We start from the raw sequence: 13,027 nt of genomic DNA on the forward strand, positions 1-13,027 counted from the left end.
AAAAGGCAGGCGGCAGGGTAGCAGCCGCCGCCGCGTGCGCTTGTGCCTAAGGTCCTGTCGGGTTCCGCCGCGCCGCGCTTTCCCGCACAATCGCTGCGACGCCGCCATTCCATCCCCCGGGCCGCCATGCTCGCCTTCGTCTACAAGAGCCTGAAGAAGGCCGATACCTACGTGTACCTGGCCGCGCGCGACGATTTCGCGCGCCTGCCGGCGCCGGTGCGCGCGCAGCTGGGCGAGCTGCGCTTCGTGCTGGAGGTGGCACTAACCCCGGAGCGCACGCTGGCGCGCGAGAACCCCGAAGTGGTGCGCCGCAACCTGGCCGCCAACGGCTTCCACCTGCAGCTGCCGCCCAGCGTGCAGGACCCGCTGCTGGACGATTGGGGCACCGATGCCTGAGCGCGCCCCCCTCGCCGGCACCGCATGGCTCGTGCCGGGGCTGGCGCTGGCGGCGTGCGGCTGGCTGGGCGGCGTGCCGGCGGCGATCGGCCTGCTGCTGGCGCAGGTGCCGGTGGCGCTGGGCCTGGGCCTGCTGCGCGGCACCCGCGCGCGCGCCGGGCTGCTGGCCGATGCCGGGCGCCTGCTGCTGCAGTGGCTGGCGGCCGCGGCGGCCGGCGTGCTTCTGCTGGCCGGGCCGCTGCGCTGGCTGCTGGCGCAGCCGAGCCTGGGCCATGCGCTGCTGCTGGCCGGCGGCGCCGGGGTGCTGCTGATCGGGCTGTGGTGGCACTGGCCCGGCCTGCACCTGCTGGCGCGCAGTGGTGGCGAAAGCCTGCGTCGGGCGCGGCGCGCGGCGCTGGAACAGGCGTCCTGGCGCGGGTTGCTGCGGGTCGCGCTGCCGATCGCCCTGCTGGTCGCCGGCGGCCTGCTGCTGGCGTGGCCCGGCCTGCTGGCCGGCCCGGCACGGCTGCTGGGACTCATCCTGTTCGTCGTCCTGATGCCGCTGCTGCACCTGCTGGTGCAAGCCGCCGCGCCCGCGCCGACCCTGCACAGCCTGCCGGTGGTCGAGATGGACGCCGGCGAAGCCGCCGACGCCGCGCCGCTGTTCGATGGCCCCGCCAGTACCGCAGCTGCGCGTGAAGCCGAGGCCGATGCGCCCGATCCCGCCCGCCTCGCCCGCGAGCTGTACGCCGCCGCGCGCAACGGCCGGGTGGAGCGCGCGCTGGCGCTGCTCGCGGAAGGCGCCGATCCCAATGCCCCGCCGGAACCCGACGCGCGCGACCGCCGCAGCCTGGCGATGCTGGCGGCCGTGCTGCCCGACCTGCGCCTGCTGCGCGCCCTGATCGAGCACGGTGTGGACGTGAACGCGATGCAGGCCGGGATGAGCCCGCTGCTGGCGGCCACCCGCGACAGCTGGCACGGCCGCCCGGAAGCGGTGATGACCCTGCTGGCGAACGGTGCCGACCCGCGCCAGGCCGATGCCGAGGGCAATACCCCGCTGCACTACGCCGCGCGCAGCGTCGATCCCGGGGTGGCCGCGCTGCTGCGCGACGCCGGCGCCGAGGTGGATGCCTGCAACCACGAGGGCGTGTCGCCGCTGGGCAGCGCCTGCCTGGCCGGCAACTGGCGGCTGGCGCGCTTCCTGCTGGAGCGCGGCGCGCGCCCGGAGCCGCCCGGCGGCCAGCCGGCGCTGCTGTGCGCCGCCGCCGGTGAGGACGACGATGCCGCCGGGGTGCAGCTGCTGCTGCGCCACAAGGCGCGCGCCAATGCCCGCGACGGGCGCGGCCGCAGCGCCCTGCACGAAGCCGCCGCGCTCGACCACGTGGAGATCTGCCGGGTCCTGCTGGAGGCCGGCGCCGAGGTGGATGCACGCGACGCCCAGGGCCGCACGCCGCTGCTGGAGGCGGTGCGCGGCGGCGCGGTGCGCGCGCTGGAAGCCCTGCTCGCGGCCGGCGCCAACGTGCACGCGCAGGACGCCGCCGGCGCCAACGCCCTGCACCTGGCCTGCGCCGCGGAAACGCCCCGCCTGGACCTGGTGCGCGACCTGCGCGAGCTCGGGGTGGACCCGCACGCACCGGACGCGCATGCGCGCAGCGCGCTGGACGTGGCCATCGCGGCCGGGCGCTGGACGCTGGTGGCGGCACTCGATCCCAAGCGCCCGCTGCCGGTGTCGCTGCAGGACGACGACGCGGCCCAGGTCGAACGCCCGCCGCAGGTCCTGCTGCGCGAGCGCCTGCTGGAGGGCGCGGCGGAACCGGAACTGGCGGCGCTGGCCGCGCTGCTGGGCGCGCGCGATCTCGAGGCCCTGCTGCACGACGATGCCGTGATCGCCGACCCCGGCCGGCTGGACTGGCTGCTGCGCCACGGCGCGCAGCCGGAGGCGCCCGACCCCACCGGCCAGACGCCGCTATGGCGCCTGCTGGCGCGCGGCGAGGATGGCATCGCCGCCGCCCGCCGCCTGTTCGCCGCCGGCGCCGGCGCGGGCGGAGCCGGCGGGCTGGCGCGTTTCCTCGCCGCCTGCCTCGGCCGCGCGGCCGGCACCGAGGCGGAGGCGTTCGCGCTGGACCTGCTGGAACGCGGGGCCGACCCGTTCGCCGCGAGCGCGGACGGCGATCCGGCGCTGGTGCTGGCCACGCGCCTGGGCTGGATCGGGCTGCTGCGCGCGCTGCTGGCGCGCGGGCTGGACCCCGACGCCAGCGACCGCCGCGGCATGGCCGCCCTGCACCACGCCGCCGCGCTCGGCCGCGCCGACCTGGTGAAGGCACTGGTGCTGGCCGGCGCCAACCCCGACCGTCGCGCCGCCGATGGCCAGACCGCGCTGGGGATCGCGCTGTCCTGCGGCCGGCGCGACCTCGCCGACTGGCTGGACTGGCGCAGCTGGCGGCTGCCGCGGCGGCCGCTGCTGCCGTCCGACCTGCCGGCCACCGCCATCGTCGGCGACCTCGACGCGGCGCGCCGCTTGCTGGCGCTGGGCCTGCCCGTGAATGCCACCGATGCCCAGGGCTGCACTGCCCTGTTGCGTGCGGCCGGGGGCGGCCACCGCGCGCTGGTGGAGTTCCTGCTGGCGCAGGGCGCCGACCCCGGGCTGGCCGCCAGCACCGGCGCCACCGCGCTGTCGGCGGCGGTGAGCATGCGCCACCTGGAGATCGTGGACCTGCTGCTGCGCGCCGGCAGCGGGCTGGACCAGCGCCTGCCGGGCGAGGTCAGCGTGTTGATGCTGGCCGCCGCGCTGGGCCTGCCGGACATGGCCGCGCGCCTGCTGCAGGCCGGCGCCGACCTGCACGCCACCGACGCCCAGGGCCAGACCGCGCTGCACTGCGCCGCCCTGTACGGCTTCACGGCGCGCGAGCGCCCGCGCCTGATGGCGCTGCTGGACGCGCTGCTGCTGGCCGGCGCCGACCCGCACGCCGCCACCCGCGCCGGGCTCACCCCGCTGCTGCTGCTGCTGGGCGCGCGCGCCGAACCCGGCACCCCGGCCAACGAGGACGTGTTGCTGGGCGCGCTGGAACGCCTGCTGGACGAAGACGTGCGGCTGGACGACCGCGACAGCCGCGGCTACGGCCCGCTGCACCTGGCCGCGCTGCACGGCCTGCAGCGGGTGGCACGCGCGCTGCTGGACGCCGGCGCCAACCCCGACCAGCGCGACAACCTCAACCGCAGCCCGCGCGACATCGCGCTGATGCGCGGCTACGTGGACGTGGCCGCGGAACTCGGCAACGCCCCGCTGCCGCCCGGCGGCGGGGTGTCGATGGCGCGCTTCCTGCGCGAGTAGCAGGCGCAACCCACGCCCGCACGCCGCCGGTGCCGCGCGGCACTCACTCCCGCCCGCGCGCGGCCGCCTCGGCTTGCGACTGCGGCTGCGCCGCCGGCACCGCGGCGGCCGCCCCGGCGTCAGCCTGCCCGGCATCGGCCGCGAACAGTTCCTCCAGCTCGCGGCGGGCATCGCGCGCGGCCTGCAGCAGCGCGTCCTCGTCGTCCTGCAGCAGGCGCTGCTGCTCCAGCAGCGATTCGTCCCAGGCGCGGAAGCGCTGCACGCGGTCGTCCGCCTGCGCCGGCGGCATGCCCAGCGCCACCAGCACCTCGCGCCCCATCTCCAGGCTGCTGCCGTAGGTCTCGCGCAGCGCATGCGCGCCGAGGTCCACCAGCTGCCAGGCATGGCGGCGGTCGCGCGCGCGCGCGAACACCCGCGCCTGCGGGTAGTGCTTGCGCACCAGCCGCACCATCCGCAGGCTGGCCTCGACCCCGTTGATGGCGACCACGAACACCTTCACCTGCGCGGCGCCGGCCGAGCGCAGCAGTGCCAGCCGGGTGGGATCGCCGTAGTAGATCTGGTCGGTGCCGATCCGGCGCGACAGGTTCACCTGCTCGATGTCCGGGTCGATCGCGATGAACGGGATGCCCTGCGCGCGCAGCAGGCGCGCCACGATCTGCCCGAAGCGGCCGAACCCCGCCACCAGCACCTGCGGCTGGCGGTCGGGGATGGCGTCATAGGCTTGCGCCTCGCGCGGCGCGCGCACCGGCAGCAGGCGCGCGTACAGCAGCAGCAACAGCGGGGTGGCCGCCATCGACAGGCCGACCACCGCGGTCAGGCGGTCGCGGGTGGCCGCCTCCAGCAGGCCGGCCTTGGCCGCCTCGCCGAACACCACGAACGCGAACTCGCCGCCCAGTGCCAGCACCCCGGCCAGCATCCACGCGCCGCGCACGTCCAACCGCCCCGGGCGCAGGCCGAGCGCGAACAGCAGCACGCTCTTCACCACCAGCAGCAGGGCCACCCCGGCCGCGACCAACCACGGTTCGGCCAGCACCCGCTGCACGTCGATGCCCATGCCCACGGCCATGAAGAACAGCCCCAGCAGCAGGCCCTCGAACGGGCGGATCTGCGCCTCCAGCTCGTGCCGGTATTCGGATTCGGCCAGCAGCACGCCGGCCAGGAACGCGCCCAGCCCGGCGCTGAGGCCGGCCGACTGCATCAGCCAGGCGCTGCCCAGCACCACCAGCAGGGCCGCGCCGGTGAACACCTCGGGCATGTCGGCGCGCGCGATCGCGCGGAACAGGTGGCGCAGCAGGTAGCGCCCGCCCACCACCAGCGCCGCGATCACCGCCAGCGCGCGCAGCACGTCGGCGCCCTCCAGGCCGGCGCCCTTGGCCTTGCCCAGCAACGGGATCGCCGCCAGCAGCGGGATCGCCGCCAGGTCCTGGAACAGCAGGATCGCAAACGCCAGCCGGCCGTGGTCGCTCGCCAGTTCCTTGCGCTCGGCCAGCAGCTGCAGGCCGACCGCGGTGGACGACAGCGCCAGCCCCAGCCCCACCACCAGCGCCGCCTTCCAGCCCAGCCCGGCGAGCAGCGCCAGCCCGCCCAAGACCGCACCGCTGAGCAGTACCTGCAGCCCGCCGACCACGAAGATCGGCCGCCGCATCAGCACCAGCCGCGGCAGCGACAGCTCCAGCCCGATCACGAACAGCAGCATGACCACGCCGATCTCGCTGGCGGCCAGCACCGATTCCGGATTGCGCACCACCGCCAGCTCGTGCGGGCCCAGCAGCACGCCGGTGGCGAGGTAGGCCAGGATCGCGCCCAGCCCCAGCCGCTTGAACAGCGGCACCGCCAGCACCGCGGCCAGCAGGAAGACCAGAGCCAGTTCCAGGCCGTCGCTATCCATCCCGAAGGGTTCCGTCCGTGCGTGTCTGCAACGACCAGCTTACGGCACGCCGGCGGGCGTGGGCGCCTGGGTGGCGCAGCGGCTGGCCTTGATGCGGGCGTCGATCGCATCGAACTCGGCCTGGCGCGCGCGGCGGGTGTCGTCGCCGGCGTAGCGCAGCTTGAACTCCGCATCGTCCAGGCGCCGGTACCAGGCCGCGCACAGCTGCGCCTCCGGCACCGCGGCGCAGTCGTCGTGCTTGACCTCGCAGGCCGCGCCTAGGCCCGGGTCCGGGCGGCCGTCGATGCCCACCACCTGCAGCGGCGCGCAGCGCGGCGGCGGGCTGGCGGTCTCGCCGTAGTAGGTGTCGCCCTCCCAGGTCCGGCACTGGTACAGCGCCGGTGGCGGCGGCAGCCCGGCGGCCTCGGGCGCGGGCGTGCGCTGCGGGCGCGGGCCGCCCACCTGCACGAACTCGCCGTATTGCACCGGCGCGGGCACGTCCGCCGCGGCCGGCTTGGGCGGCGGAGCGGGCACCGCCTTGACCTCGCCCACCCGGCGGATTTCCTGGCGCATGCCGGGCGCGCACGGGGTGCCGTTCTGCATCGACACCCGGCCCTGGGCATCGGTGCATTTGTAGAACACGGTCTCCTGCGCCAACGCCGGCGCCGCCAGCGCGCACAGCCACAGCAGGCAGGCGAGGCGACGCATCCTCAGCGCCCGCCGCAGTCGTTGTCGAGGCGCGCGTTGAGCGCGCGCTCCTCGCTGCGCAGGGCGTCGCGCTCCTTCTCCTGCGCGTTGAAGAAGCGGGTGCGCAGCTCGGCGCGGCGATCGCGCAGGCGCGCGCAGGCCTCGGCCGGTGGCAGCATGCTGCAGTCGTCGCGCACCCAGGTGCCACCGCCACCGACCAACGGCCAAGGCTGCCCATGCCGCGGCGGATGCGCCGGAGCATCCGGATCTGCCGCAGCCGGATGCGGCAGCCGGTATCCCAGCGTCCACAGCGGTACCCAGCGCGGATTGCCGCGGCCATCGTCGCTGGTGTAGCGGGTGCCATCCGGCGTGACGCACTCATACAGCGGCCGCGGCGGCGCGAGATACACGGTGCGCGCCGCTGGTGCCGGCGCCTGCACCGGCGGCGTCGCAGGCGCGGCGGGCGGTGCGGGCGGCGCATCCTGCGGCCGCAGCATCTGGCGCTCCTGCTGGGCCTGGCCGCGGGCGCAGGGGGCATCCTGCAGGCTGACCTTGCCGGCGGCGTCGGTGCAGCGGTACACGATCACCGGCGGGGCCGCGGGCGTGGCGGGCGCGGGCGGCACCTGCGCCGCAGCGGCCACGGCGGGCAGCAGGCAGGCGAACAGGGCGGCGGCGGCGCGCATGCGGCTATCTTGGCGCGCCGCGGCGGGCGACGGAACCCCCGTGCGCGGCCGCTTCAGGCCCGCCTCATCCGTGCCGGCGCCGCCCGAGCACGCGCCAGCCCTGGTGCAAGGCCACCGCCGCGGCCAGCATTCCTCCCAGGGCCGGGGCGCCGGCCTGGCGCAGCGCCAGCACCGCCAGCGCGAACAGTCCCAGCTCGATCCCCAGGCGCACCGGCGGCGGCAGCGGCCAGCGCGCCTTGGGCGAGACGCACAGCGCCCAGAGCAGGCCGCCGGCCAGCGGCGCCAGCACCGCCAGCGCGACCGCCGCCGGCGGGTTGGGCCCCGTGCGCAGACCCCAGACGGCCAGCGCGGCGAGGGCCGCCAGCTCCAGCAGGAAGCGCAGGGCGAGATTGACGGGATGCATGTGCGCGGGCGCCGGCGGCCGGGCCGCGCGGCGCGGATCAGAACGGGGCATCCTCGCGCGCGGCCGGCTTCACCACCCGCTTCTTGCCCGGGGCCACCTTGGCCGCGGTCAGCAGCGGCTTGGCGGGCTCGCGGTCGCCCGACAGCGGACGCGCGGCCTTCTTCGCCGGGGCCTTCTTGGCGACGGCCTTCTTCGCCGCCGTCTTCTTCGCAACCTTCTTTGCGACCTTCTTCACCGCCGGCTCCCCGGCCACGGCTTTCTTCGCGGCGGCCTTCCTGGCCGGCGCCTTCTTCGCGGCGAAGCCCTTGCGCGCCGGCTTGCCGGTTTCCTCCAGCAGCGCCAAGGCCTCCTCCAACGACAGCGAAGACGGCTCGCGGTCCTTCGGGATCTTGCCGTTCAACTTGCCATCGCTGATGTAGGGGCCGAAGCGGCCGTTCAGCACCTGCACCGCGTGCCCCGGCCATTCCTTGATCACGCGGTTGCGCGCGATCTCTTCCTTCTCCTCGATCAGGAAGACCGCCCGCGCCAGGTCGATGGTGTAGGGATCGTCCTCCTTCTTCAGCGAGGCGTAGGTGCTGCCGCGCCGGGCGAACGGGCCGAAACGGCCGATCCCCACGCTCACTTCCTCGCCGTTGGCGTCCACGCCCAGCAGGCGCGGCATCTCGAACAGCTTCAGCGCCTCCTGAAGGCTGATGCTGTAGATGCTCTGGCCCGGCCGCAGCGAGGCGAAGCGCGGCTTCTCCTCGTCCTCGACCGTGCCGATCTGCACCAGCGGGCCGAACTTGCCGATCCGCGCGCTGACCGGGCGGCCACTGGCGGGATCGGTGCCGAGCACGCGCACGCTGCCGGCATCGGCCTTGTCGAGGCTGGCCTTCTTGTCGTCCACCAGCGCCTTGAACGGGCCCCAGAACTTCTCCATCAGCGGGATCCAGTCCTCCTCGCCGCGGCTGACCGCGTCCAGCTCGTCCTCGAGGTTGGCGGTGAAGTCGTAATCGACGTACTTGCTGAAATGGCTGGACAGGAACTTGCTGACCGCGCGGCCGATGTCGGTGGGCTTGAACGCGCGCCCCTCCAGCACCGCGTACTGCTTGCCGAGCAGGGTCTGGATGATGGCGGCATAGGTGGACGGCCGGCCGATGCCGTATTCCTCCAGCGCCTTCACCAGCGAGGCCTCGGTGAAGCGCGGCGGCGGCTGGGTGAAGTGCTGGTCGGCGTGGATGCGCTCCAGCGGCACGTCCTCGCCCGGCTTCATCAGCGGCAGCTTGCGGCCTTCGTCCTCGTCGTCCTTGCCCTTGCCGTCCTTGCCTTCCTCGTACACGGCGAGGAAGCCGGGCACGACCACGGTGGTGCCGCTGGCGCGGAACGCATGCTGGCTGCCGGCCGCCAGTTCGACCGTCACCGTATTGAGGGTGGCCGGGATCATCTGGCTGGCCACCGCGCGCTTCCAGATCAGCTCGTACAGCTTGCGCTCGTCTTCGCCCAAATAGCGCGCGACCTGCGCCGGGGTGCGCAGCGCCGAGGTCGGACGGATCGCCTCGTGCGCTTCCTGTGCGTTCTTTGATTTGGTCTGGTAGAAGTTGGGCTTGTCCGGCAGCGCGGCGGTGCCGTAGTCGCGCGCGATCACGTCGCGGATCTCGGCCAGCGCGTCCTGCGACAGGTTCACCGAGTCGGTACGCATGTACGAGATCAGGCCGACCGTGCCTTCCTCGCCCAGGGCCACGCCCTCGTACAGCTTCTGCGCCACCTGCATGGTCTTGCGGGTGGTGAAGCCGAGCTTGCGCGCGGCCTCCTGCTGCAGGGTGGAGGTGGTGAACGGCGGCGCCGGACGGCGCTTGCGCTCCTTGCTGGCCACGTCGGTGACGTGCAGGCGGCCGCCGGCGGCCTGCTGGATGCGCAGCCGCGCGGCCTCCGCGCTGGCCCCGTCGGTCAGGGTGAACTGCTCGAACTTCTGCCCGTCCAGCTTCACCAGCTTGGCAGTGAAGGCCTGCCCCGGATGCGCGCACTCGGCCTCGACCGTCCAGTACTCGCGCGCCTGGAACGCCTCGATCTCCTCCTCGCGCTCCACGATCATGCGCAGCGCCGGCGACTGCACGCGCCCGGCGGACAGGCCCGCCTTGATCTTGCGCCACAGCACCGGCGAGAGGTTGAAGCCCACCAGGTAGTCCAGCGCGCGCCGCGCCTGCTGCGCATCGACCAGGTTGCTCGCGATGGACCGCGGCTGCTGCATCGCCTCGCGGATCGCGCGCGGGGTGATCTCGGTGAACACCACCCGCTGCAGCGACTTGTCCTTCAGCAGGTCGCGCTCCTTCAGGATCTCGGCGATGTGCCAGCTGATCGCCTCGCCCTCGCGGTCCGGGTCGGTGGCCAGATACAGGTGGTCGGCGGCCTTGGCGGCCCTGGCGATCGCATCGACGTGCTTCTCATTCTTCTCGATGGTCTCGTAGCGCATCGCGAAGCCGTGCTCGGGATCGACCGCGCCCTCCTTCGGCACCAGGTCGCGGACGTGGCCATAGCTGGCGAGGACGGTGAAGTCCTTGCCGAGGTATTTGTTGATCGTCTTGGCCTTGGCCGGCGATTCGACGATGAGCAGGTTCTTGGCCATGGTGGTGCGGGTTCCGGTGGTGCGGACGGGGCGGCCGGCGGCGGCCGCAGAAACCGACGCCCGGAGCAAATGCCCCGGGCGCCTTCTTTTATAGTGGAATCACGCCGCGGGGGCGGCTGTCAAGCCGAAGGACGGCGCGGGCGCGGCCCAATCCCGGCTCAGTGCAGCGGCTCGGGGTCGTCCGCGAAGATCTGGGTTTCCATCCAGGCGTAGGCGGCCTCGCTGCCGGGCTGGTCGAACAGCACCATCAGCACCACCCATTTCAGGTCGTCCAGGTCGATCTCGTCCTGGTCCAGCGCCAACGCGCGGTCCAGCACCAGCTCGCGCTGGCCGGCGTCCAGCACCCCGTGCTGCTCCAGCGCCAGCAGGAATCCGCGGGCGGCCACGTCCAGCCGTTCCAGCTCGGCCGCGTGGAACACCCGCACCGGTCCGACTCCGCGCGGCGCATCGGACGCTGGCCGGCGGCGGCTGAGCCCGTCCAGCCAGTCGAAGGCCTTGCCGATCTCCGCCGGCGAGAACCCGGCCTTGACCAGCTCGCCCATCAGCGGGGTGTCATGCGCCTGCAGGACATCGGAAACGGCGAGGTCCTCGCCCGCGAAGTAGTGCTCGAACAGATACAGCAGGACGTCCAGGATGCTTTCTTTCATGTCCTCCGTCCTGCGCCCGAGGGCGCCATGCAGGGCCTGCGGCCGGGGCCTTCAGGAGGCGATCCGGGTGTAGCGGCCGTAGGCCGCGGCCACCCGCCCCTCCAGTTCCAACGCCAGCAGCATGGGGGACAGTTCGGCCACCGTCAATCCGGAGCGCTCCGCCAGGGTGTCCATATCGGTTGGGTCGTGCCCCAGCGCCAGCCACAAGCGGTTGTAGTCCGGGGCCTCGGCGGCCGTGCCCGCCGCCGGGGGCGTCCCGGGGGCGATGACGGCCGCCTGCGGGTCCAGCGCGCCGCGCAGGGCGCGCGCCAGCTCGCGCACCGCGGGTGCCAGCGCCTCCACCACCTCGGCCGGGGTTTCCACCAGCTGCGCGCCCTCGCGGATCAGGCGGTGGCAGCCGCGCGCCATCGGGTTGTGGATGGAGCCGGGCAGGGCGAACACCTCGCGCCCGGCATCGGCGGCCTGGTGCGCGGTGATCAGCGCGCCGGAGCGCGCCGCTGCTTCCACCACCACCACGCCCAGCGCCAGCCCGGCCAGGATCCGGTTGCGGCTGGGAAAGTGCGCGCGCAGCGGCGGGGTGCCGGGCAGGTGCTCGGACACCACCGCACCGGCCGCCGCCACCTGCGCCAGCAGATCGCGGTGGCGCGGGGGATAGGCCACGTCCGGGCCGGTGCCGAGCACCGCGACGGTCGCGCCGCCGGCCTCCAGGGTGGCGCGATGGGCCGCGGCATCGATCCCGGCGGCCAGGCCGCTGCCGATACACAGCCCGGCGCGCGCCAGCGCGGTGGCGAACTGCGCGGCATTGGCGCAGCCGCCGGCGGTGGCCGCGCGGCTGCCGACGATGGCGACCGTGGGCTGCCACAGCAGGCCCGGGTCGCCGGCCACGAACAGCATCGCCGGGGGCGAGGCGATCCGCCGCAGCAGGGGCGGATAGGCCGGGTCGCGCCAGCCCAGCAGCTGGTGCCGCGGGCTTGCCTGCAGCCAGGCAAGGCCGGCGGCCAGCCCCTCCGCCGGTGGGGTACGCAGGCTGCGGCAGACCTCGGCATCCAGCCCGTGGCTGGCCCAGTCGCGGGCGCCAGCCGCCAGCACGGCCCGCGCGCTGCCGTGGCTGTCCAGCAGGCGACGCAGGGCGGCGGCGGGCGCGCCGCTCAGCAGCAGCCGCAGCAGGGCCTCGGATTCGGATTCGGGTTCGCGCGGATCGGGCATGCCGCCAGCATCGCGCGGAAACGACGACGGCGCCCTCGGGCGCCGTCGCGTGGGTGGCTCGGAAAACGCCGGGGCGGTCAGTAGGCCGCGTCCGGGTGCTTCAGCTCGTAGCCGACGCGGGTCGGCTTGACGCTGCTCATGATGAGCGCGTAGCTGACGTTGTCGAAGGTGCGGAACACCATGGCGTGCCCGGCGAACTCGTCCGGCAGGCGCACCTTGGATTCGTGCGGGGTGAGCGAATCGTCGCGGTCGAGGCCGTCGCGCACGCGGTCCACCACCGAATCACCGCGGCGCCAGATCGAGAACACGGTGCCGTTGTCGATGCCCTGGCGGCTGCCGCCGGAGATCGCGATCACGTCGCGGGTGCCACCGAAGCGCGCCGCGTCGGCCACCGACAGCACGGTCAGGCGGCCGTACTCGGCCTGCTGCTTGGGCGGATGCGGGAAGAACTGGAGGTCGTACGCCTGCGCCTGCACCGGCACCAGGCGATCGCCCACGCGCACGTCGCGGCCTTCGGCGTCCAGCATCAGGGTGCTGGCCTGGATGCCGCCGACCTCGGTGCGGGTGACGGTGCCGGTGGTCTGCGCCACCAGCTCGTAGCCGAGGAACTCGGTGTTCTTGGTCGGGAACACCGCCGCGGTCCACGGCGAATCCTGGCTCAGGCGGGGCTGGCCGCGGGCGTCGAGGTCCTGGGTCTGGAACAGGTCGCAGCACAGGCCGGCGCGCTCGAGCATGCGGTAGCGCTTCTCCGGGCGCACCACCACATAGCGCTGGCCGGGGGCGGCGCCTTCCAGCCCGCGCACGTAGGCCACCTGGCCGCGGCTGGCGCGCAGGCGGTTGTCCTCCAGGCCGACCACGTAGGGCAGGCCGTCGAGGCTGTCGACGATGCGCATGTCCTTCAGGAACGGCTCGACCTCGGCCAGCGGCACCGCGTTGACCGGGCTTTCCTTGCGCTCGCCCGGCTGCACCTTGGCGGTGACGCGGTCGAGGTAGGCCAGGCTGATCACGTCGCCCGGATAGATCAGATGCGGGTTCTTGATCTGCGGATTGGCCTGCCAGATCTCCGGCCACAGCCAGGGCTTCTTGAGGAAGCGGGCCGAGATGTCCCACAGGGTGTCGCCGCGCTTCACCACGTAGGATTCGGGATGGTCGCCGCGCAGTTCGACCGCGGCGGCGTAGCTGGCCACGGTCAGCAGCGCGGCAGCCAGCATGACGCGCAGACCGCG

The 13,027-nt window shown here is 74.1% G+C and carries 10 protein-coding genes; 2 read left to right on the forward strand and 8 right to left on the reverse strand.

Going from position 1 to position 13,027, the window contains the following annotated elements; translation table 11 throughout:
• Positions 1–126 precede the first annotated feature (126 nt).
• Both EDC34_RS03360 and EDC34_RS03365 read left to right on the forward strand, forming a co-directional pair.
• Positions 127–396: a YcgL domain-containing protein gene (locus EDC34_RS03360; protein WP_114959548.1), complete on the forward strand. Its 270-nt coding sequence runs from the start codon at positions 127–129 to the stop codon at positions 394–396.
• Positions 389–3,706 carry an ankyrin repeat domain-containing protein gene (locus EDC34_RS03365; protein WP_114959547.1) on the forward strand — a complete coding sequence of 1,106 codons (3,318 nt, stop codon included), beginning with the start codon at positions 389–391 and terminating at the stop codon, positions 3,704–3,706. The genes EDC34_RS03360 and EDC34_RS03365 overlap by 8 nt, the downstream gene beginning before the upstream one ends.
• Positions 3,707–3,749: 43 nt before the next feature.
• Here EDC34_RS03365 and EDC34_RS03370 read toward each other — a convergent pair whose 3' ends face one another.
• From EDC34_RS03370 to EDC34_RS03405, 8 genes are all read right to left on the reverse strand, one after another.
• A complete protein-coding gene (locus EDC34_RS03370) occupies positions 3,750–5,594 on the reverse strand; it encodes a monovalent cation:proton antiporter-2 (CPA2) family protein (RefSeq protein WP_114959546.1) in 1,845 nt (614 codons plus the stop codon).
• Between the two features lie 39 nt (positions 5,595–5,633).
• Complete coding sequence (locus EDC34_RS03375; RefSeq protein WP_114959545.1) at positions 5,634–6,281, reverse strand: DUF4124 domain-containing protein; 648 nt, start codon at positions 6,279–6,281, stop codon at positions 5,634–5,636.
• A 2-nt stretch (positions 6,282–6,283) separates the two neighbouring features.
• Entirely contained in the window at positions 6,284–6,943 is a 660-nt protein-coding gene (locus tag EDC34_RS03380; protein ID WP_132982845.1) for a DUF4124 domain-containing protein, read from the reverse strand.
• Positions 6,944–7,007: 64 nt separating this feature from the next.
• Positions 7,008–7,346, reverse strand: coding sequence for a YrdB family protein (locus EDC34_RS03385; protein WP_162797674.1), 339 nt, complete (start codon positions 7,344–7,346; stop codon positions 7,008–7,010).
• A gap of 37 nt (positions 7,347–7,383) precedes the next feature.
• Positions 7,384–9,948: a DNA topoisomerase I gene (locus tag EDC34_RS03390; RefSeq protein ID WP_114959604.1), complete on the reverse strand. Its 2,565-nt coding sequence runs from the start codon at positions 9,946–9,948 to the stop codon at positions 7,384–7,386.
• Positions 9,949–10,106: 158 nt separating this feature from the next.
• Positions 10,107–10,595 carry a DUF494 family protein gene (locus tag EDC34_RS03395; protein WP_114959542.1) on the reverse strand — a complete coding sequence of 163 codons (489 nt, stop codon included), beginning with the start codon at positions 10,593–10,595 and terminating at the stop codon, positions 10,107–10,109.
• A 51-nt stretch (positions 10,596–10,646) separates the two neighbouring features.
• Complete coding sequence (gene dprA / locus EDC34_RS03400; RefSeq protein WP_114959541.1) at positions 10,647–11,801, reverse strand: DNA-processing protein DprA; 1,155 nt, start codon at positions 11,799–11,801, stop codon at positions 10,647–10,649.
• A 77-nt stretch (positions 11,802–11,878) separates the two neighbouring features.
• Positions 11,879–13,012, reverse strand: a complete 1,134-nt coding sequence (locus tag EDC34_RS03405) for a LysM peptidoglycan-binding domain-containing protein (RefSeq protein WP_240311058.1) — start codon at positions 13,010–13,012, stop codon at positions 11,879–11,881.
• Between the last annotated feature and the right edge of the window lie 15 nt (positions 13,013–13,027).

The organism is Thermomonas haemolytica (assembly GCF_004346265.1).
In the GTDB taxonomy this organism is placed as follows: domain Bacteria; phylum Pseudomonadota; class Gammaproteobacteria; order Xanthomonadales; family Xanthomonadaceae; genus Thermomonas; species Thermomonas haemolytica.